This window comes from Helicobacter sp. 12S02232-10 (genome assembly GCF_002272895.1).
Lineage (GTDB): Bacteria > Campylobacterota > Campylobacteria > Campylobacterales > Helicobacteraceae > Helicobacter_J.
Genome location: NZ_MLAQ01000001.1, coordinates 44,350 through 66,238 on the forward strand (window position 1 = coordinate 44,350; position 21,889 = coordinate 66,238).

Genomic DNA, 21,889 nt, shown 5'->3' on the forward strand with positions numbered 1-21,889 from the left:
CTGTATTAATATAACATATGTTTTATTTTTTCTATAATATCTAAGAGTTTTTCTTTATAAAGATCAGCGCTTTCTTTGTCTTTGGCTTCAAATCTTGTAACCAAAACAGGGGTTGTATTGCTTGCACGCACAAGTCCCCAGCCATTTTCAAATACAACCCTTACGCCATCTATGGTAATGATTTCAAGGATTTTTGGAAAATTTTTCGGCGGGTTTTTAAGAATCTCGCGGAGTTTATTGATAATTACGAATTTATTCTCTTCAGAGGAGGGAATTTTTTCTTCAGGGGTGCAGTAGAATGATGGAAGTTTGGCAATCATATTTTCAAGTTCTTCAGGAGTGTGATTCAAAAATAATTCCAATGCCCTAAGACCTGCATAAATGGCATCGTCATACCCAAAATATCGATCATTAAAAAACATATGCCCACTCATTTCTGCAGCTAAATGTGCATTTAGTTCCTTAAGTTTGATTTTAAGGTTGCTATGCCCTGTTTTATACATCACACTTTTACCGATTTTATTGATCTCATCATACATAATTTGAGAGCATTTTACTTCTCCAATAACCAAAGGAGAAATATTGCATTCAGCTAGGTTTTTGGCAAAGAGTATCGCAAGTTCATCGCCTTTGTAGTTATGATTTGAAGTTAAGAGGGCAATGCGATCTGCATCGCCATCAAAAGCTAATCCTATGGGAGTATTGTGGTTTTTTAAATAATTTTTGAGGTCTGATAGGTTTTTTTCTTCACTTGGATCGGGATGATGGTTGGGGAAATTCCCGTCGGGTTGGGCAAATAAGGAAGAATGGCGGATGTTAAGCTTGTTTAAAATATCTTCTAGACCAATTGCACCAACACCATTTCCATAGTCAAGAGCAACTGAATAAGGGAAATTTTTGAGTTTTGAAAAATGTTTGATTAAATAATCTTTATAAGCTTCTAATGCATCAATATTGTATTCTTGGATCGGTTTAGGGTCATAGGAAATGGGATTTTGGGCTAATTTTTCTCCAAGTTCTTTAATGTCTTTTCCATAAAAAGGCTTGCGTCCAAGCGTGATTTTAAATCCATTATATTGCGGGGGATTGTGAGAGCCTGTGATCATAATGGAATTATGTGATGAGAACCCATTGATAGTATTATAGGTTGCGAAGTAGGCTACTGGAGTAGGAACCATACCGATAAAATAAATTTTAAGTCCATTTTTTCCAAGACCTTCTTTGAGCCATTTGTAAAGGATTGGGGAGTGAGTTCGAGCATCAAGTCCGATAAAAATGCTTTCACCGCCATTTTCTTTAATTTTTTCACCCAATAAGACGCCGATTCCAAAAACAGTGTCTTGGGTGAGATTTTGATTATAAATTCCTCGAATGTCATATTCTCTAAAGATGCTAGAATCAATCATAAGTCGCATTTCCTTTCTTATTGTTTAAATAAATCTAATCCTTGAAGACAGAGGTTTTTCCAAGGAGAATCTGTTTGAATAAGCATACATTTCTCAAATGATTTTTTTGCTCCTTGTACATCTTTTTGGAGATTTTGTATTGAAGCTTTAGTATAGAGAGCTTTTTGTTTTTGTTCATCATTGAGATTTTTTAAAAGTAGCTCATTGACTTGAACCAACGCTTCTTGAGGTTTGTTTGAGCGAATTAGGGAGTTGATGAGTTCAAACTCTACATAAGGAGTGAATTCATCGATTTTATATTTTTTTTGGAGCGCGATGATGTTTTGCGCATAAATTTGTATGGTTGTATCATTTTTAATTTGAGTTTCCCAATTGAGTAGGGTTGCATAAACTTTTATCATTCTTTTATCATTTTTGAATAATTTTTCAAGTTCGTTATAAGTTTTAAAGGCTTCTTCTTTGCTGTTAATATCAGATAGATCAGAAAATAACGTGAATCCAACATCATAATATTGAGATTTTTTGCTTAAAAGTGCTATAGAGAATGCATCTTTGGCTGCTAAAACTGAAGTTTTATAATTTCCAAGTTTATAGAGATTATTGGCGTCTCGGTAGAGCCACGCTAATTTTTGATCAGTGGTTTTAGCTTGTTGTGCCATTCCCTCAGAGATAATTTGGGCATTTTTATTTAAAGAGGCATTGTAGAGACAATCAAATGCTTTAAGTTTTTGAGATTCATTGAGGTCGTATTGTTGCGTCTGAACCAAATAGATATTAGCATCTTTACAATCATTATCTTGCAGATAGCTTTTAATCAGACTATTGATTGCAAGTTGCACAAATGGAGAATCTTCCCCAAGGTCTTTTCTCATTTCTAAAACTTGTTGGTATTGTTTTTCATCTATGAGTAGCCGGGCTTTAAGTTTTTGAGCTTTTTGGCTTTGTTCGGTATTGGGATATTTTTTAATGATGTAGTTATAGCGTTCGAGCTTCTCTTTGTTGTCGCCTGAGATTTGGAATAGAATTTTATCATCTCTTTTTTTGACTTCTTTTATTTTTGGATCTGTCGGATGACTTTTAATATAGTCAAGATTTGCTTGATGTGCCTTGTCGAATTCTCCTGCTTTTTCGTAGAGATTTCCAAGATCATATCCTATTTGTTTACTGTTAGTATGTTTAAAGAGATATTGGGCAATGTCAGCAGCATTTTTGTAAAGACTATTCTTCTCTAAAAAATTTATGATTTTATAAGTTTTTTGAGGATCTAGAACAAAAAATTCTGGATAGGCTTGGAGTACTTTTTCAATCAAATTCGCAGCATTTGTAAAATTTTGTTTTACGATTTCAAGCCTCGACCAATTGAGGGCGATTTCACTTGCACTTTCAAGGTCTTTTGCTTCAGCATAAGCTTCTTGAAAATAGATGGAGGCTAATCCAATATTGGAAGCGTTGAGGAAGTCAATGGCTAAGCGCATTTTTGCTAATGGAGCGTATCTGCTTTGAGAATATTCTTGAATGATTCTTTTGTAGTAGTATTGAGACTCTGAAATGTATCGAATTTCTGAATAAGCTTTTGCCAAAAGGTAAAGTACGTGTGGAATTGATGGATCATTGGGATATTGTTTGATCCAATTTAAAGCTATTTCAATAATTGCATCCTGTTGTTTTTGATTCAGTTTGGAAAGAGCAATAATTTGGTAGAGATAGAGATCTTTTTTAAAGATTGTATTAGGGTACTGTTTTAGCGTTGCGTTAATAGTATTTAAGGCTTCATAATACGATTTTTTTTCTAATTCAGATTTTGCTTTCATATATGCGTCAAAATCAAATCCTTTAGAATAAGTTAAGGGTTTATTATTGATATCGAGTTCTGGAATATAGGGGGTTTGGGCATCAGGTATGAGGACTGGAAAGTTTAATCCCCTAGGGCGCTGATTTGAGAGAAAAGGAATATGATCTTCATATCCGATGATCTGCCACGCTTGAGATAAGGTTGGTTTTTCTCTGATAATTTGAATGTCTTTTTTGAGATCATTAGGAATGGCAAAAAGTTTTTGCTTTTGTTTGGGCTCAATATAAAGATGGAATTTGCCATCAATCATTCGGTAATAAAAGTCAAAAAACATTGTTTTTGTAGGTGAAAAACCTTCTTGAGGTATTGCATCAATGATACATTCAACGATGTAGCCAGAATCTACATAGTTCGGTTTTTCTGCACACAAGAAAGGTTTAGAACCTTTGATGTTGAGGACGGAGAAATTTTTTGAGTTTTCTTTTCCGTAATTAACCGTAATTTCAAGAGAATATAAAAAATTTGAAATTAGAAAAATAAGTATAAGTGCTTTGGAAATGTCCAATGATTTCTCCAAAAATATTAATAAACACTATTGGTAATGTATTTTGAAGTGATATCAAGCAAAAATTGAACCATAAAAATCGAAAGGCAACAAATAATGGCTGCAATTCCGATCACACCTTTAATGGAGTAGGTCGCATTTTCTATATAAACTTCTGAATTTTCCTGTGTGACTACAGGCTCTTTGAGAAACATAAAAACAATTAGTTTAAGGTAATAATAAGCTGCAATTGCACTATTTAGCATCATAATGATTGCAAGCCAAATATAACCAGCATTAATTGCAGAACTTACTGCAAGCATTTTACCCCAAAAGACTGCAAAAGGTGGGATACCAGCAAGACTAAACATAAAAATAGCTAATAAGATAGCCATGAGTGGATAAACCCTTACAAGACCTTGAAATTTTGAATAAGGATGATCGTAATGGGAGTGCCAAAGCTTTTTTTTATTTTTTGATAGCCAAAGGATAGCAAATGCACCAATGTTCGTAAAAAGAAACATAAACCAATAAATGAACATTGCATTTTGACTTTGAGTTGTATTGATAAAAATACAGGCTAATGCAAATCCTGAATGGGATATGGAGCTAAAGGATAGCATTCTTTTAATATCTTCTTGCATAAATGCCATAATATTAGGAAGAGTGATCGTGATGATGACAAGGATATAGAGTAAATCTTCAATCCACGGAATTTCTGATTTAATGAAGACATCAAAAATCCTGATGGCTACAGCAAAACCTGCAATTTTTGGAACAATGGAGATGTATCCTGCCAAAACTGGATTGCTTCCCTCATAAACATCGGGCATCCAAGTATGAAAAGGAACTAGAGAAATTTTAAATCCGATGGCTCCAATCATAAATATGAACCCCGTTATAAGCAAAAGGGTTGGTTCAAAATTATTTTGATAAATAGTAGCTACAATATTGTGAATTTCAATATTTCCGGTAGCCAGATAAAGAATCATTGCCCCAATGGCATAAAATGCGCTTGCCAAAACTCCCATTACAAAATATTTGATAGCTGCCTCTATGCCTGTATTTTCATCATTAAACGCAATAAGGACACATAGAGAAAGCGAAGCGATTTCTAATCCCAATAAAATTAAAATTAAATTGTCGCTTGAAACCATAAACTGAAAGCCTGCAGTCATAAATAAATAAAGCGGATAAAATTCAGGAGTTTGAAACTCTGCATAGCGCTCTTTTGAAATGGCTAGAAAGATAAAAAATAAACTAGCAACAAGAATGATAATTTGGGTTAAAATTGAAATGCCATCAAGTCTGATAGTGCCAAAAAATCCCAAATCAAATCCATTTAAACCCAATACAAAAGCCAAGTCAATAGCAATAAATAGCATACATAGCGCTACGTTGAGACTACGTGAAAATTTTAAGGTAAAAGCATTTGCACTGAGGATACAAATGGCTCCAAAAATGGTAATAAACATAGGCAAAAGAGTGTGGAATTTTAAGTCTGTAAAAGGAATGTAAAAATTTTCTAGCATATCACGCCTCTCTGATTGGTTTGGGATTTTTGTTCAAGTCTTGAACCGATTCGTTTTTAAGCATAGATTTTTGTAGATAGTTTTTTGTTTTTTCTTTGACGGATCGATCATTCATAATTTGCAAAAGTTGTTCAGAACTATTTTGGATTGGGGTTAAAAGAGGTTTTGGATAAATGCCCAGAAAAATAATCGCAATCACAAGGGGAGTTAGAACACTCATTTCTCTAGGACAAAGATCTTTTAAAACAATATTTTTAATATTTTTGACAGATCCAAAAAATACTTTTTTATATAGATTGAGCATATAAATTGCTGAAATGACAATGCTTGTTCCTGCTAACAGGGTAATAACAGGGTGGATTTTGAAAAATCCCAATAAACTAAAAAATTCGCCGACAAAACCTACGGTTAAGGGAAGACCTACATTTGCCATCATTACTATTCCAAAAATAACTGCAAAATTTGGCATTACTTGTGCCAGCCCTCCAAATTCTGAAATTTGCCTTGTTTTCCTTCTGTGATAGATCATTCCTACTAGCATAAACAAAGCACCGCTTACAATGCCGTGTCCGACCATTGTAAATACCGAACCTCCAATTCCTTCAAGATTGAGGGCAAAAATACCAATAACTGCTACACCCATATGGGATATGGAACTGTAAGCGACTACTTGCTTCATATCTTTTTGAACAAAAGCAAGCATACCCCCATAAATCACCATAAAAAGAGCTAAAATTGCTATAGGAACTATAAGAGCAAAACTTGCATCGGGGAAAAGAGGAAGAGAGAAACGCACCAAAGCATATGTACCCATTTTAAGAAGCACAGCAGCTAAAATGACAGATCCTAGTGTCGGGGCATCTCCATAAGCGTGAGGAAGCCAAGTATGAAAAGGAAAAATAGGGATTTTTACGGCTATACTGATGAAGAATGCTAAAAATAGCCATAGTTGAATATCAAAAGGCAAGACAAGACTATACCAGTCTAAAATATCAAAACTCCATCCTCCTGAAGCGATAAAATAAAGATAGCCAAAATAAAGTATGCCGATAAACATAATTAGAGAGGCAAAAAAAGTATATAAGAAAAATTTTAGTGCAGCATAAATTTTTTCTCCGGTTCCCCAAGCTCCTATCATATAAAGAATCGGCACTAGAGATATTTCCCAGAAAATATAAAATAAAACCATATTTAGTGATGAAAATACACCCATTAAGATGCTTTCTAAAAGCAACAGACAGACAACGAGATGATTTTTATCATTGGGTTGATTGAGATAAATGGTTGTTAAAAAGATGATAAAAGCGTTTAAAACCAATAAGAAAAGCGAAATCCCATCGATACCAACGTGATAATTGATTCCATAATCAGGAATAAGTGCAAAGGCATTTTCAAATTGCATATTTGGATTGGAATAATCAAAGCCCATCCAAAGTGCTGCGACCAAAATGAGCTCAATAAGTCCGATAGTGATGCCATAGGGTTTGGCAACATTGTTATCCATAATAAAAACAAATACGGAGGCTAGAGCAGGAAAGAAAATAACGATACTGAGTAAATAATCCATAAATTACCTCCAAAATCCAATGATTGCAAAAACAAGCATTATAAGAATGCCAAAACTCATCAATCGGAGCGAACGGGTAAGGTTTCCATTCTGAATGAATTGCAGCATTTTGCTGAGCCAAATTAAAATTTTACCAATACTATCCACGGTTGCATCAATAATTTTTATTTCAATTTTTTTCCATAAGAAATCGGCTATGACTCCATAGGGAATAATGAAAATTTTTTTATAAATTTGAGGAATATAATATTGATTGTACAGGAGTTTGTAAAAAAAGCCTCTTTCGGCTTCTTGGTATCCTTGTCGATATTTATAAACCGCATACAAGATTGATAAAATTGCTATAAGACTTGTGATGGCAATTAAAATCAAAACAGGGGCGTGAAATTGCTTCATTAAAGGAATGCTTTGATAAATAAAATGGGAAAAGTTCTCTTCAAAAAAGCCTGAAATAATAGCCAAAAGAACCAATGGAGACATCGCATAGAGCATAAACGATTTGGCTTCATGTGGATGAGAAATCGAATGACGTTTAGAACCAAAGAAAACAAGCATAATGAGTCTAAAACTATAAAAGGCTGTCATACCTGCGCCGATTAACAGCAATAACCATAAGAAGTAATGCCCACTACCAAATGCGACTTCTAAAATTTTGTCTTTTGAAAAAAATCCTGCAAACGGATAGATACCCGAAAGAGCAGCTGAAGCAATGATCATAAAAATACAAGTTACTTTTAAGGGTTTAAAAAGTTTTCCCATTTTTGTAATGTCAAGATTGTCTTCCATCGCATGCATTACATTGCCTGCTCCTAAGAATAAAAGAGATTTGAAAAAGGCGTGTGTGAATAAATGAAATAAAGCAATCCAATAAGCACCGATACCAGCTGCTACAAACATATAGCCGAGCTGGGAGAGAGTAGAATAAGCAATAATTCTTTTAAGATCTTTATTGACAAGTGCCATACTTGCTCCAAATATCGCTACAAATGCCCCAAGACAAGCTATAAAGTAGCCAAGATGTGGAATCATTTCATACAATGGATTTGATCGAATCAAGAGATACACCCCTGCAGTTACCATCGTAGCAGCGTGGATAAGTGCTGAAACGGGTGTTGGTCCTTCCATAGCATTGGCAAGCCAAGTATGCAAAGGAAATTGGGCAGATTTTCCCATAGCCCCAATGAATAGTAAGATTCCTATTATTGTTAGGTAAGAATTTGGTATATCGACATTTTGGATCATATCAAAAACTTGTGCATATTTGAGAGTTCCAAATACCCAATAAATCATAATAATGCCAAGAAGCATTCCAAGATCAGCGATTCTATTCATTACAAAGGCTTCGATTGAGGCTGCATTTGCGCTTGTTCGATCATACCAAAAGCCAATGAGAAGATAGGAACATAATCCCACGCCTTCCCATCCGATAAATAGCCCTAAAAAATTATCACTCATTACTAAAATAATCATTGAGAATACAAAGCCTGAGAGATAGCTGAAGTAGCGATTATAGCCGGGATCTTTTTCCATATAGCCGATTGAATAGACATGAACTAAGAATGAAACAAGGCTTACAACCAGAATCATTGTCGCGCTGATAGAATCAAGAACAAAAGAAAAATCTGTGTTAAAATCCCCTAAAACCATCCAATCCATTAGTGTAAAATCAAAACTCACACCATTAGCAGTGGAAATGAATAAAATGACAGAAGCGATAAAAGATATAAAAATTAAAAAGGAATTTAAAACCCCAACGTGAAAGGATTTTTCTTTACTTCCCCAGAATCCTGCATATATAGCTCCTATAAGCGGTGAAAAAATAACTAGAGATAAGAGAAAAATATAGTGCGAATCAGATAAAAAATTCATATTTAACCTTTCATAGTATTGAGATTGTCAATATCAAGGGTTTTATGTTTTTTAAACCACATAATAACAAGCCCCAATCCGATGGCCACTTCGCTTGCTGCGATAGCAATGATAAAAAGAGCAAACATTTGCCCATTCATATCGCCCATAAAGCTTCCTATCGCTACAAAACCGATATTGACGGCATTGAGCATAATTTCTGTTGAAAAAAATAGCATTAAAATATTTTTTCGTCTTAAAACACCTGCTAACCCGATGCAAAATAGGAGTCCTGAAAGAACTAAATAATGTCCAAGACTTATCATAATACTTCCTTTATTTGTTCTTCAGATTTTTGGTCTTCAGAGGGAAAATGAACCTTTCGAATACCAGTGGCAATTCCTCCGATCATTGCTCCCAAAAGCATAATTGCAGCAACTTCAAAAGGAATGAGATATTTTGTAAATAGCACATAACCGACCAGTTCAATATTGCTCATTTTCTCATTGATTGCTAAAGTCGTATCCATTTGATTGTTCATCAGATTTTGAGAAATAATGGGGGCACCAAAAATAAGTGTAAGGATCACAGCTATACCAAATACCAACAAATAAAGAATTTTTGGAGAATGCGTGCGTTCAATTACATCTTGAGAACTATCAAAAAACATCATTCCAAAAGCATACATTACAATCACTGCTCCAGCATAAACAGCAATCTGAACCACTCCCATAAACTCTGCATTCAATAAAAAGAAAAATGCGGATATAAAAATCAGTCCGCTTGCAAGAGCAGTAATAGCATATAGGACATTCTTGGTTGTTACCACGATGAGAAACATAGATAAACTCAAAGCGGCAAAAAAATAAAAGGCTATCACTTCAAACATTTGTATCTCCTAATAATCCAAAGGGGTTTTTTTGATTTTTGTATCCGCATCCAAACTTGGAGAGCCAAAACCTTGAAATTCTTGCTGAGAATGATTTTTTGCTTCCTGCATATCTTTCAAAAAATCTTCCTTAATTCCAAAGTGTGCTCTTTGCTCGCTCGCATTTTCAAATCTATCTCCCATAACAATTGCAAGTTCGGGACATACTTCTGCGCATAGCCCGCAATAAATGCAACGTCCTAAATTGATGGTATAACTATCAATTTTTTTTCTGCCATCATTTCCTTTGTGCGTGATGATACGAATGCAGTTACTTGTACAAATTTTTTCACACAAACCACATCCGATACATCTTTCTTCTCCAGATTCAAGCAATCTTTGCAAATTATGGACTGCTCGATATCTTGGGCTTAGTGGCAGGGTTTCTAAAGGGTATTGCACTGTCACATTTTTGCTGAAAAACTCCTTGAGCGTGAGTGCAAGTCCCTTAAAAAGATCCATTCCGAATATGGTTTTAAGACTTTTAAAGAATTTTTGAGGGTTATTTGTGGGTGTGGGTAAGGCTTCCACCCATTTATAGCTTTGTTTTGCCATTTAATTCTCCTAGAGTAAGATCGCAATGCCAGTGATTAAAATATTAATCAACGCCAAGGGCATCATTATTTTCCAGCACATATGCATCAATTGATCGGGTCTGACGTGGGCAAATGTAGCTCTTGCCCACATTGCCAAAAATACAAAAAAACAAACTTTTAAAATAATAGCGATGCCACCAGGTATAAACCATAAAGGATTGTACCCCCCAAAAAAGATCAATGAGATCACAAAGCAGAATGCAAATAAATGTGCATATTCTGCTAAGAAAAACATTCCCCATTTCAGACCGCTATATTCAGTGGCATAACCGGCTACGATTTCAGCTTCGTGTTCCAAAAGATCAAAAGGAGTTCGATTAAGCTCAGCATAGCTTGCGACTAAAAATAATACAAAGGCTAAGGGCTGCTTAAATACTAGCCAGTTTGATATCCCTCCAGATTGATAATTATTGATTTCAATTAAAGATAAAGAACCCACAATCATTAATGGAGCCAAAATAGTCAAAGTGCTTACAACCTCAAAGCTCAAAAGTTGAATAGCTGCTCTTGCAGCCCCAATAAGAGAATATTTACTTCTAGAAGCAAGACCGGCAAGTAATGGGGCATAAATACCTACAGACCCTATTGCCAAAAAGAATAAAAGACCGACGTTGATATCTGAAATGACAGGTTTGATACGATAACCAAATAGAGTAAAGTCGCCAAAAAATGGGATCGGAGCCATTGATATAAATGCACTCATCATTGCTATGATAGGGGCGATGGTAAAGATAAGTTTATTGGCATTTTGAGGCACAATATCTTCTTTGCTAAAAAGCTTGATACCATCGGCAACTACCTGAAAAAGTCCCCAAGGACCAACATAGACAGGTCCTAATCTTCGTTGGAAAAATGCCAAAATTTTTCTTTCCAAATAAGTAGTAAATCCACCTAAGAATGAAAAGACAGCAACGACGACTAAAATTTTAATCAGAGTTTCTATTATAAATGCGCTCATAAGCGCTCCTTTGGGGTAAGATTTTCAAAAATATTTTGTTTGAAAATATTTTGTTTGTCCAAACAAGGAGAGATGATAAAAATATCTTGTTCTAGATCATAATCGATATAAATCTTTCCTATGATTTCTAGATTGTCTTTTGTTAGACAGATTTCATCACCTTGTTTGAGAGAGAGAGCTTCCAAGTTGTTTTTTGAAGTATAGATACCGATTTTTGTCTGTAAATTTTGACTTTGAGCTGTAATATTGGAGAATTGTACTTGAGAATATTTTAAATAAGCATTAAAAGTTTCATTACAAACAGATTCTATCGGGCTTATTTCATAATCAGAAGATGCTTGATTGAGATTTGTAGGATTTAAGAGATAGCCTCTTTTATCATCTCCTCCATTTGTGTAAAAATTTCTAAGCTCATCAAAAGGAATTTTTTTATAACCGACTTCTGTGGGTAACGAATGGGTATAATCTATGAGACTTTCACCGTTAAAACCAAAAGCTTGAGCGATATCGCTTAAATCATATCCTTTATAGGGAAGTGCAGGCTTTAAGGGCAAAATTCTGTGTTCAAAACTTGTAAGAGTGCCTTCAAGTTGATTGAGAGCAGGAAAAATAAAATCGACTTTTTGTTTGGAACCATCTTTGGTGCTGAATTTGTCCGAATCGATTTGATATTCTCCTTTGGTACGGATTCCAATCGTATTTTCTTCTCCTTTATCTACATCTAAAGAACAAATTAGGGAAATTCCGACTGAATTTGTTTGAGGAGGGATTGGAATGACTTTGATATTTGTGTTTTTTTCTAAAACAGCAAGCAAGGCAGCAATATTTTCGGCTTTTTTGTGCTTGTAAATATCTTGACCAATGATTAAAATTGGCGCAGAAGCGGATGCGAGAAGTTTGGATAATTTTTCGTAAGTTTCATAATCGATATTTGCTTGTTCGAGCATTTCATAGTATGGAATTTCAATTGTTTCATCAATTTTTTCAGTGACTTCTTTTGGAGGTTGTCCATCTTCTTGAGGAAGCGTTTTTTTGATTTCTTTAGAGAGAGTTTTAAAAATCGTTTTTTTTGTTTCAAGCAAAGATTGGAGACAATTATTTGGATTTAGATTTAAACTTAAAAGCATTGCTCCAAGCATTATTTCATCGCTTTTTGGAGAATAATGGATTGTCAAGATATTTTTCCCAAGTTTTTCTATAAGAGAATCTTTGACGGGGTGGGCATAGATCAAAGAAGCATTTTTATTGAGTTTGAGAGTATTATTGATAGTGTATCTAATGAGGGGATTTTCAGTCTTAATCCCTGACCCTAGAGTGATAATGAGATCTGCATTTTTGATATCTGAAAGATTGTAAGTTTGTTGTTGAGAAAGAATATTGATAAATTCTTGAAATTTTCTTGTTTCTTCGCAATAAAGTTTAAAGCCGAGTTTTTTTCTCAAACCTTCAATGAGATAGGCTTCCTCATTTGTAATATCTCCTCCTATGCGAACGGCTTTAGCCTTCTGTATAGCTTCTATTGCTTCATAAAGGTTTTTACTACCTTCTGGGCTTGAAGTGATGTCAAATGCAAATCTACCTGCCCCGCAGATAGGATTATGATTAAAATTATTGCTTACGCGATAGATTTTAGGCTGTTCTCCTAGAGTATCTTGATGTCTGACTTCATAGTTGATATAGCATCCTGCTGCACAATGTTGGCAAGTCGAGTTTATTTTTTCAAGTTCCCACGCATTGGAGGTGTAGCTAAAATCTTTATAACCTAATGCTCCTACTGGACACACAGAAATGCATTCGCCACAATCAAAACAAGGAGTTTCGCCGACAAAATCAATCAATGCTTTTTGTTTTCTGCTCCAAACGCTGTAAGGATCTTTTGGCATATTGTCTTTAAATTTTTCAGGAGAATGCAGATCTGTTTTTACGGCCTTAAGATTGCTTTCTCCAATATTGTCTTTGCAGGTCGTTACGCAACGTTCGCATAAAATGCAAAGATTGGGATCATAAGTAGTTTGAGCCCAATATTTATGTTCTTTAGGATCATCTTGTACATCAAAGGGCTGGCTTTCTATTTGCATTTTTAAGGTTAAATCTTGAAGTTCGCATTCTCCGCTTTTATCACACACGCCACATTCCAAAGGATGATTGACATCATAAGTTTGCATAATTGCCTTTCTTTCGGCCATTATTTCAGAGGTGTGTGTGAAAATAACAGAGTTATTTTTAACCTTTGAATTGCAGCTGTAAATGCGTTTTCCATCCATTTCGGCCATACACATTTTGCAAGCAACCGTGGGGGAGCAGCCTGTCAAATAACAAATCGCAGGAATATAGATACCATTATTCCTAGCTACTTCAAGAACGCTTTGTCCTTCTTGGCATTCTATTTCTTGATTGTCTATTTTTATTTTAATCATCTTCATTCCATTGTTTGAGGGTGATTTGTTGATAGGGGTATTTTTGGTTTGAAATTGAGAATTTTGCGCTTTCAAAAATGGCAATCATTCCCTTAAGATAATCTTGTTCGACAAAATCACATATGAATTCTTTGCCATCAAGTAAAAAGGAAACTTTTTGGTCAGAGGAAATCTTATTGGCAATTCTGAATTGCTTAGAACCTAAAATTTTGGGAGATCCAAACCCTAAAAAATTTCCTGAATTTTTAGGAATATATAAAACAGATCCATTGGTTTCGGGTAGAAACTCAATGGTTTTAAGTTGGGTAGGAGTCTTTGAAATAAAAGATTTTGGAGTTAGTTCATATCCTCGGATCTCATTGCCATTTTTGTCAAATTGATTGGGCAAATCATCATAGAGAATGTTTTTAAATCCTTTTTCTAAGGGGAGTTGGTGGGTAAGCTCCATCAAAAACGTCTCTTTCATGCCAAAATTTTGAGCAATATCACAAATATCATAACCCTCATAAGGGAGTGAGGGTGTGAGTGGCAACAAATGATAGTCTGTATTTACAAAAGTTGCTTCAAGTTGGGATAAAGCTGGGATAATAAAATCATTTTTTGGAGCAAAGTCAGGATTTTCATTGTATGCAATGTCATCAAAAAGAGGATTGAGAGAAAAATCTCCTTGCGCCCTATAACCGACAACACCATCATTCTCATATTCGTCTTGATCAAGATTGCATATCAGAGAAATACCCACAGCATTCCCGCTTGGCGAAAGGACGATAATTTTTAAATGGGTATGTTTTTCGAGTAATCCAAGCATATGGGCAATCTCTTCAGAATGTGGATGATAAAAAAGTTCGTGACCGACAAATAGCGCAGGATTTTTGGATTTTTCCAATATTTGGGCCAAGTTTTGGATTTCTTCTTCACCAGCATTGGATTCTGAGCTCAAATAACCAATATCTAGGTTTTGAATAAAATCAAAAATTTCTTTTTCAAATGGGACATTTTTTAAGAATTTAGCCATCATTAAGGCTACAACACCTAATTCTGTGCCAACTTCATATTGAATATAGTCGTGTTTTTTTAGACGTTCATCAGGAATAGGGTGCAAGCATACGTATTTGGTTTTTTTGGTTGTGATAGTTTTGATAAGATGGCTTTTTAACACCGGCATTTCATCAAAAATAAAACTTCCCATCGTGATACAGAAATCAATATTTTCAAGTATATTATTTGTGCTATAAACAGGTGCGCCTGAAGTCGATTTGAGTTTGGTGATAAAGTTTTGATAAACTCTCCCGTCTTCACAGTAAAGTTTGAGACCTAATTTATTTTTAAGATAGTTCAAAACAAATGCTTCTTCATTGGTAGTTTGTGTCCCAATCCTAATGGAGCGAGCTTTTTTGAAAGCTTGGATTGCTTGTTGCAGTGCAGAATCATTTTTTTCTAAAACGGGTGCATTGACAAAATGATGCCTGCCTGAATGGCAGAGCTGAGCAAACTCCATTTGTGTTGTACTCCTATAAATTTTTTTATTTTTTGAAATATGAGTGGCTTGATTTGTATTTTTGACTTCATAAACGATATAACATCCCAATGCACAATTCATACACGAGCTAGGTATTTTTTCAAGCTCCCACGCATTGGATTTGTATTGGAATCTTTGTGAAATCATTGCCCCAGTTGGGCATACACTGACGCATTCATCACAATCTTCACAATAGTTTTCTTCGTTTAGACCTATTTTTGATTGGTATCCTCCAGTGATTACTTTAAGATAATTGTTCCCTACAATCTGGTTGCAAGTTCTAGCACAGCGTTCGCATAAAATGCAAAGACTTTCATCATAGATTTTATTTTTAAAAGATAAAAAATCATCTTGCTTTTGTTTGGCACCAAAAGTTTGAAATGGAATTTTGGTTTCGAGCACCTTATCTTGAAGTTCGCATTCTCCACTTTTGTCACATACACCACATTCTAATGGATGATTGATGCATAAAAATTTCATAATTTCTTGGCGGTATTGTTGCAATCTTGGAGTATTGGTATAGATTTTAGCTCCTGTGATGGCAGGGCTTTTGCACGAGGCAATAATATTGCCATTACTTTCTTCCACGATACACATCCGACATGCTCCTACAGGAGAAAGCTTTGGCAGATGGCAAAGGGTAGGGATATAGATTTTGTTTTTTCTAGCAACATCAAGAATGCTTTCACCCTCATTGAAAGAAAATTTCTGATCATTAATATGTATTTCCATTATACCACCGCCATTGCGATGTAATAACATCGCATACATCTTTGAGCTTCCTTGAGAGCATCTTGATTGGAAAGACCGCGATTAACTTCAAGAAAGCTATGTTTTCTTTCTTCTGCAGCCACTATTTGGTTGTGTGCGCGTTGTACTCCCTTTATCCATCCCTGAATTTTTTCGTCTTTGTTGAATACGCCGATTTTTCTGAGATAGTCTTCCATTTTTTCTTCATCGCTTAAGCTTGTTTCTCCAGTTTGGATATAGCGTTTTACAACACTTGCGACGCGTTTGCCTTGCCCAACGGCATTTACAATCGTGAGGGGACCGCTCACGCAATCACCACAGCCAAATACACCTTTTTTACTTGTTTCAAAAGTGCCAATTTCAGTTTGGAGAGTTCCCCATTTGCTTATTTGAATTTTCCATTCTTTAGGGAGATAGGAAAAATCAGGAGTTTGAGAGATTGCAGGGATCAGGATATCGCATTGAATTTTTATTGGGGCTTGATCAATTTTGATAAGCTCTCCTTTGGGTGAAGAAGAGGTTTTTTTAAGTTCAAATTTTATAATTTCAAGAGAGGTTATTTGTCCGTCTTGAGAATGGATGCAATCAACTGCAGAAAGAAATTCAAATTTTACGCCTTCTTCAAGACTTTCGTGATATTCTTCTTTAGAAGTATTCTTAATGATAGTTTCTTCATCTCGCCGATATAGCATTGTTACAGATTTTGCTCCAAGTCTTACTGCACACCTTACGACATCCATTGAAGTGAATCCGCCGCCGACGCAAACAATATTTTTTCCCTTAATATTTGGTAATGTTCCGATGTTAAATTTTTGAGCTAGATTGACTTCGTCCATAAACTTGATTGCAGGGATATAGCCTTTCAATTCAGGATTTTCATCGGGAATACCAAGCGTTTTTGAAATTCTTGCTCCTGTTGCCAAAATAATTGCTTGATGAGATTTTTCAAGCGCTAGCATTGAATTTTCATCCATCGGGCTGGAGGTGTGGAATCTGACACCGATTTTTTTAAGCATATCGATATCGTGATTGTAGTGAGAAATAGGCATTCGATAATCAGGAACCCCCACAGCCACTTCTCCTCCCAAAACAGGCAAGGCTTCATACACATCTGCTTTTATACCCTCTAAAGCAAGATAATATGCTGCACTAAGTCCGCCCGGACCTGCACCGATGATGGCAACTTTTGAATTTAAATCAGTTTCTTTTGGAATTTTTGGGTGTTGGTAGGGTAGATGCATATCGTATTCATAATCTGCACCAATGCGTTTAAGCTCCATAATACTGATAGGCTCATCCAATACCAAACGCCGGCAAGCGCTTTCACAAGGATGCGGGCATACTCTCCCACATACTTGAGCCAAAGGCATAGAACTTCTTGTAGCACTCAAAGAATTTGCAAAGAGCATATCTCTCACGCCTTCTATATAGCCTGGTATATTGACGTGTGAAGGGCAAGCATCTGTGCAAGGTGCAGTAATTTTGGAAATATAATGTTGGGATTGAACTTGTTTTTTGGGATTTAAAAAAATTTCTTTTTTTGACTCTAGCATTTGCAAAATCGGCTTTGGAGTTGTTTTGCCGATTTCACATTTACTTGCTGCCATCATCAGATGGCACACTTCTTTTAAATGTAAAATATCTTCAGAAGAGGTATTAGAATTATTTTGGATTTTATCAAGCAATTCATAAAGAACTCTCCCGCCATATTTTCCAGGTGTGCATCTCCCGCACGCTTCAGCATAGCATTGATATTGAAAGGCATAATTTTTGAGCATATCTAAAATATCAGTATTTTCATCAAATACTACAGCTCCATCCCACCCCACGAATGCTTTGAGATTATCGGTCTGAAGATCGTGTGGAAAATCTTGAGTTGGAATGGAGTAGGGAATGAAAGGATACATTTTACTTCCTTTTTTTCACCACAAGGGTCCAATCAACCTGATTAAATCTGATTGAATTCATTAACTCGTCCCCACGACTCTTGATAAATTCTGCGCTTTTGGGAACATTTGAAAAATCCCCGACTTCAAAAATAAAAATTCCAACTTCTCCATTTTGGAGTTCTGAATCAATGATTTCACCCATACGATCGTAAAAATCATTTTTCAAATGCCTTAAATCAAATCTTTTCATCTATCCACCTCGCCAAAAACTGCATTTGTAGAGCCGATAATAGCAACAGCATCAGCTAAATAATGTCCGATGAGAAGATCTTGCAATGCCCCGATATGAAAAAAACTCGGAGCCTTGATTTTGACACGATGCGGATATGGATTTCCCTCAGAGTGGATAAAAAATCCCAATTCACCCTTGGGGGATTCTGTGGGGGCATAAACTTCGCCTTTAGGTGGTCTCATTCCTTGAGTAACCAAGACAAAATGTTGCATTAAAGCATAATTTTGCGTCATAATATCTTCTTTGGGCGAAGAAATATAATCAGGAACTTTCGCCATCAGTAAAGTGCTAGTTTGTGGGTATATTTTTATAAGTTGTTTTAAAATTTTAATAGATTCTCTGATTTCTTGCATATAAAGCCTATATCTTCCGTAGCAGTCCCCACTATCTGTGATTGGGATATTAAAATCCAATTCTCCATAAAGTTCATAGGGCTCTTCCTTGCGAATATCATAACAAATTCCTGTCGCTCGGAGCATAATCCCACTCATTCCCCAGTTTTTCGCCATTTCTTGAGAAACTTTTCCTACATTTTCTAGGCGCGCTTTCCAAATGCGGTTTTTATCAAGCAATCCCTCTATGAGTGCGACAGTTTCATAAGTTTCACGAATGAATTTTTCAAGATTGTTACACCAATTTTGAGGTAAATCCAATGGGGCGCCTCCAATACGTATGGCATTATGAGTCAGTCTTGCTCCACAATAGTCTTCCATCAGATCTAAGCCATATTCTCTTGTTTTAAAACAATATAAAAACATTGAAAGTGCGCCTACATCCATAGCATGGACGCCGATAAAGAATATATGAGAAATGATTCGATTGAGCTCTAAAAGCATTGTTCGAATAACTTGTGCTCTATCAGGTATCTCTATATCCAAAAGTGTTTCAACCGCGTGTGCAAAGGCATAATTATTGCTAGTAGCAGCTGTATAATCAAGCCTATCGGTTGTAGGCATAAATTCATTATAAATCATATTTTCAGCAAGCTTTTCAATCCCTCGATGTAGATAACCGATATCAGGGGTAGCTTTAATGATTTTTTCTCCTTCAAGTTCTAAAATAAGTCGGAGTTGTCCGTGCGAAGACGGGTGTTGCGGACCAAAATTTACAATCATTTTGTCATCATCTTGCTCGAAGATAATATTTTCAAATTGAGGTTTTAATCGAGTATAGGTTTGCACCATTTTAACGCCTTTCTTTGAGCATTTTTGGTTTTTTAGAATCAAGATTTTTGACAAATGCAGCTTTAGCTTGTTTTTGGGTATTGAGGTTGAAGTTATTTTGCGTACCTCTTTCTTTCTCAAATCCGATTCTAGCAAAATTAAACGTATCTTTTTCGTCAATCCTAGCACTGTCTCTTTGTTCAGGTCCAATGATACTGCGGTATTCTTTGCCAAAAATCTTATCGATTTCATACCACGAAGCGTTTTCATCACCTTTTAGAGGATAGGATTTTAAAAGAGGATGTCCTACCCAGTCTTGAGGCATTAAGATACGATTTAAATGTGGGTGATTTTCAAAAATGATACCAAGCATATCATAAGCTTCTCTTTCAGTCCATAAGGCACATCGAAACTCTCCACTTAAAGATTCGATGGTTTCATTCGGGGATAAAAAACATTTGATACGGATACGTCTTTTATCTGAGTTATTTGAATAGACAGAGTGAAATTGATAAAACATTTCAAAGCGATTGTCTATAGCGAGCATATCAATTGCACTCATTTCGCTAAGAATGTCATAGCCTAAGGATTTAAGCTTTTTTACAATAGGAAGTAAATCAGATTTTTGAATCCAAAACACGCCAGTTCCAAGTTCAATATAGGCTTGATGGATTTTATGCTCATAGGATAAATGATTATAGAGGACCTCATAAGATGTTCCCCAAACAGGAAGCTTAGAGGTTTGTTTGGGTTGATAAAATTTATCAGTATGATAAGCTTTTTTTTGAATATCTAAACCGATTTTTTGTTGCCTAACCATATTTATCCTTTTATATGAAACGCTTAGGCGTTGTTTTATTAAAGGCTTTTTGTTTGCGAATTTTTTTCTGCAACACCATTAGGGCATATTGAAGAGTTTCAGGACGAGGAGCACACCCAGGAAGATAAATATCTACCGGAATGATTCTATCCACTCCTTGTACAGTTGCATAGGTGTTGAACATACCGCCTGTATTTGCGCAACTTCCCATTGAGATAACCCATTTTGGTTCAGGCATTTGATCATAAAGTCTTCGAGTAAATTCTGCGTGTTTTTTTGTAACCGTTCCTGCTATGATCATTACATCTGATTGTCTTGGTGAAGCACGAAATATGGTTCCAAAGCGATCGAAATCAAATCTTGAACCACCAGTTGCCATCATCTCGATAGCGCAACAGGCAAGTCCATATGTGAGAGGCCATAGAGAATTGCTTCTACCCCAATTTAAAAGATTGTCTATGGTTGTTAATGCAATCGGTAGGCCTGAGTTTTTTAAGTAGTTTATTTCATGTTGTGCCACGATAAAGCTCCTCTTTTCCAAGCATAGATAAATCCGATTGTTAAGAAAGCTATAAAGCTTAGCATTTCAACAAAACCAAATACTCCTAAAGCCTTAAAATCTACCGCCCAAGGGAACATAAAAATAACTTCTACATCAAACAAAATGAAAAGCATTGCCATAATGTAGAATTGATGAGAAATTCTGTTTTGTTGTTTGATCGGCAAGGGACCGCATTCGTAAGCGGCAAGCTTGAGTTTTTCATTCTTTTTATCGGCTAATTTTCTACTGATAAATCGCTGAATCCTTAAGGTAGTGTTGAAAGCCAAAAAAGTGAAAATAAAGAGTATAAAGACACCAAAATAAGGGTGTTCTAACATAGAGTAGTTCATTTTTGTAAATTCCTAAAGGTTTAGAAGTCTATTTCATTTATTGAATTGTATTGTTAAAATGGTTAAAAATAGACAAAAAAATTGTTATTTCTTAGAAAAAATGAATTTTGTTACGAATTTAAACATCAAAAAAAGTATTTAAATTATTTAAATTCCATTGATTCGGAATGGGAATCAAACAAGATTTTAGAAAGAAAGGGAGTAGGGCAATTTATTTCTAAAAAATATAGCTTTTTGGTAGCCTGCTTCTTTGGCTATTTTGACGCAATCTTCATATCCGAAACCAACTTCATCAAGATTGTGGGCATCGCTCCCAAATGTGATTGGAATCCCAATTTTTTTGGCATATTTTAAAATTTCAAGGTTAGGGTATTGTTCCTTGATGGGTTTCCTTAATCCTGCTGCATTGATCTCAAGAACCATTTCCGAATCTTTAATGGATTGAAGTGTTTCTTGAAGGTAGGGTTTTATATTCGTGGAAGGCTTATGTCCAAATATTTTCAGCAAATCAAAATGCCCAACAATTTGAAAAAACTTGCTTTGAGCCATTTTTTTGATTGCATTCAAATAGTTTATCCAGCATTCTTCCAAGTTTTTTTTGGCATATTCACCCATAAATTCTGGATTATCAAAACCCCACTCATCAAGAAAATGAATTGATCCGATGAGATAGTCACTTTGGCATTCTAAAACACTTTTTTCAATCAAGTTTTTTTTACCTTCAATAAAATCCACTTCAAGTCCCAATAAAATTTCAATTTTTCCTTTGTATCTTTCCTTGGCATCTGCGATCATTTTGCAGTATGTTTCAAGTTCTTCTAATTTCATTCTGTATTTTTCATCAAATCGCATTGGAGCGTGACAAGAGAATCCATAGACGTTTATTCCTAGATCAATAGCCTTAAGGATATATTCGTCTATGGATCCTGAAGCATGGTTACATAAAAAAGTATGATTATGTAGATCGATTCTCATAA

18 protein-coding genes are annotated in these 21,889 nt (G+C 35.3%); all 18 read right to left on the bottom strand.

What is annotated here, in order from left to right; translation table 11 throughout:
• Window positions 1-5: 5 nt before the first annotated feature.
• The gene (locus BKH41_RS00220; RefSeq protein WP_180762692.1) at window positions 6-1,403 is read right to left on the bottom strand and encodes a phosphomannomutase/phosphoglucomutase; all 1,398 of its coding nucleotides are present in this window, start codon (window positions 1,401-1,403) and stop codon (window positions 6-8) included.
• Window positions 1,404-1,423: 20 nt separating this feature from the next.
• Window positions 1,424-3,763 (bottom strand): outer membrane protein assembly factor BamD, encoded by a 2,340-nt coding sequence (gene bamD / locus BKH41_RS00225; protein ID WP_095296367.1) that lies wholly within the window; start codon window positions 3,761-3,763, stop codon window positions 1,424-1,426.
• A gap of 17 nt (window positions 3,764-3,780) precedes the next feature.
• Window positions 3,781-5,274 carry an NADH-quinone oxidoreductase subunit NuoN gene (gene nuoN / locus BKH41_RS00230; RefSeq protein ID WP_095296369.1) on the bottom strand — a complete coding sequence of 498 codons (1,494 nt, stop codon included), beginning with the start codon at window positions 5,272-5,274 and terminating at the stop codon, window positions 3,781-3,783.
• Between the two features lies 1 nt (window position 5,275).
• Entirely contained in the window at window positions 5,276-6,841 is a 1,566-nt protein-coding gene (locus tag BKH41_RS00235) for an NADH-quinone oxidoreductase subunit M (protein ID WP_095296371.1), read from the bottom strand.
• Between the two features lie 3 nt (window positions 6,842-6,844).
• Entirely contained in the window at window positions 6,845-8,710 is a 1,866-nt protein-coding gene (gene nuoL, locus BKH41_RS00240; RefSeq protein WP_095296373.1) for an NADH-quinone oxidoreductase subunit L, read from the bottom strand.
• A 2-nt stretch (window positions 8,711-8,712) separates the two neighbouring features.
• Complete coding sequence (gene nuoK / locus BKH41_RS00245; protein ID WP_095296375.1) at window positions 8,713-9,015, bottom strand: NADH-quinone oxidoreductase subunit NuoK; 303 nt, start codon at window positions 9,013-9,015, stop codon at window positions 8,713-8,715.
• Window positions 9,012-9,578: an NADH-quinone oxidoreductase subunit J gene (locus BKH41_RS00250; RefSeq protein WP_095296377.1), complete on the bottom strand. Its 567-nt coding sequence runs from the start codon at window positions 9,576-9,578 to the stop codon at window positions 9,012-9,014. The genes nuoK and BKH41_RS00250 overlap by 4 nt, the downstream gene beginning before the upstream one ends.
• A 9-nt stretch (window positions 9,579-9,587) precedes the next feature.
• The gene (nuoI, locus tag BKH41_RS00255) at window positions 9,588-10,172 is read right to left on the bottom strand and encodes an NADH-quinone oxidoreductase subunit NuoI (protein WP_095296378.1); all 585 of its coding nucleotides are present in this window, start codon (window positions 10,170-10,172) and stop codon (window positions 9,588-9,590) included.
• Window positions 10,173-10,181: 9 nt separating this feature from the next.
• Complete coding sequence (gene nuoH / locus BKH41_RS00260) at window positions 10,182-11,171, bottom strand: NADH-quinone oxidoreductase subunit NuoH (protein WP_095296379.1); 990 nt, start codon at window positions 11,169-11,171, stop codon at window positions 10,182-10,184.
• A complete protein-coding gene (locus BKH41_RS00265) occupies window positions 11,168-13,588 on the bottom strand; it encodes an NADH-quinone oxidoreductase subunit G (RefSeq protein ID WP_095296653.1) in 2,421 nt (806 codons plus the stop codon). Before BKH41_RS00265 ends, nuoH begins: the two co-directional genes overlap by 4 nt.
• A complete protein-coding gene (locus BKH41_RS00270; RefSeq protein ID WP_095296381.1) occupies window positions 13,581-15,878 on the bottom strand; it encodes a 2Fe-2S iron-sulfur cluster-binding protein in 2,298 nt (765 codons plus the stop codon). Before BKH41_RS00270 ends, BKH41_RS00265 begins: the two co-directional genes overlap by 8 nt.
• Window positions 15,839-17,764, bottom strand: coding sequence for an FAD-dependent oxidoreductase (locus BKH41_RS00275; RefSeq protein WP_095296383.1), 1,926 nt, complete (start codon window positions 17,762-17,764; stop codon window positions 15,839-15,841). The genes BKH41_RS00270 and BKH41_RS00275 overlap by 40 nt, the downstream gene beginning before the upstream one ends.
• Before the next feature lies 1 nt (window position 17,765).
• Window positions 17,766-17,996, bottom strand: coding sequence for an NADH-ubiquinone oxidoreductase subunit E family protein (locus BKH41_RS00280; RefSeq protein WP_095296385.1), 231 nt, complete (start codon window positions 17,994-17,996; stop codon window positions 17,766-17,768).
• On the bottom strand, window positions 17,993-19,222 hold the full coding sequence (nuoD, locus tag BKH41_RS00285) for an NADH dehydrogenase (quinone) subunit D (protein WP_095296387.1): 1,230 nt from the start codon (window positions 19,220-19,222) through the stop codon (window positions 17,993-17,995). Before nuoD ends, BKH41_RS00280 begins: the two co-directional genes overlap by 4 nt.
• Before the next feature lies 1 nt (window position 19,223).
• Window positions 19,224-20,021 carry an NADH-quinone oxidoreductase subunit C gene (locus tag BKH41_RS00290; protein ID WP_095296389.1) on the bottom strand — a complete coding sequence of 266 codons (798 nt, stop codon included), beginning with the start codon at window positions 20,019-20,021 and terminating at the stop codon, window positions 19,224-19,226.
• A 10-nt stretch (window positions 20,022-20,031) separates the two neighbouring features.
• A complete protein-coding gene (locus BKH41_RS00295) occupies window positions 20,032-20,541 on the bottom strand; it encodes an NADH-quinone oxidoreductase subunit B (protein ID WP_095296391.1) in 510 nt (169 codons plus the stop codon).
• Window positions 20,523-20,912 carry an NAD(P)H-quinone oxidoreductase subunit 3 gene (locus BKH41_RS00300; RefSeq protein WP_095296393.1) on the bottom strand — a complete coding sequence of 130 codons (390 nt, stop codon included), beginning with the start codon at window positions 20,910-20,912 and terminating at the stop codon, window positions 20,523-20,525. Before BKH41_RS00300 ends, BKH41_RS00295 begins: the two co-directional genes overlap by 19 nt.
• 186 nt (window positions 20,913-21,098) lie before the next feature.
• Window positions 21,099-21,887, bottom strand: coding sequence for a histidinol-phosphatase HisJ (locus tag BKH41_RS00305; RefSeq protein ID WP_095296395.1), 789 nt, complete (start codon window positions 21,885-21,887; stop codon window positions 21,099-21,101).
• Window positions 21,888-21,889: the final 2 nt, after the last annotated feature.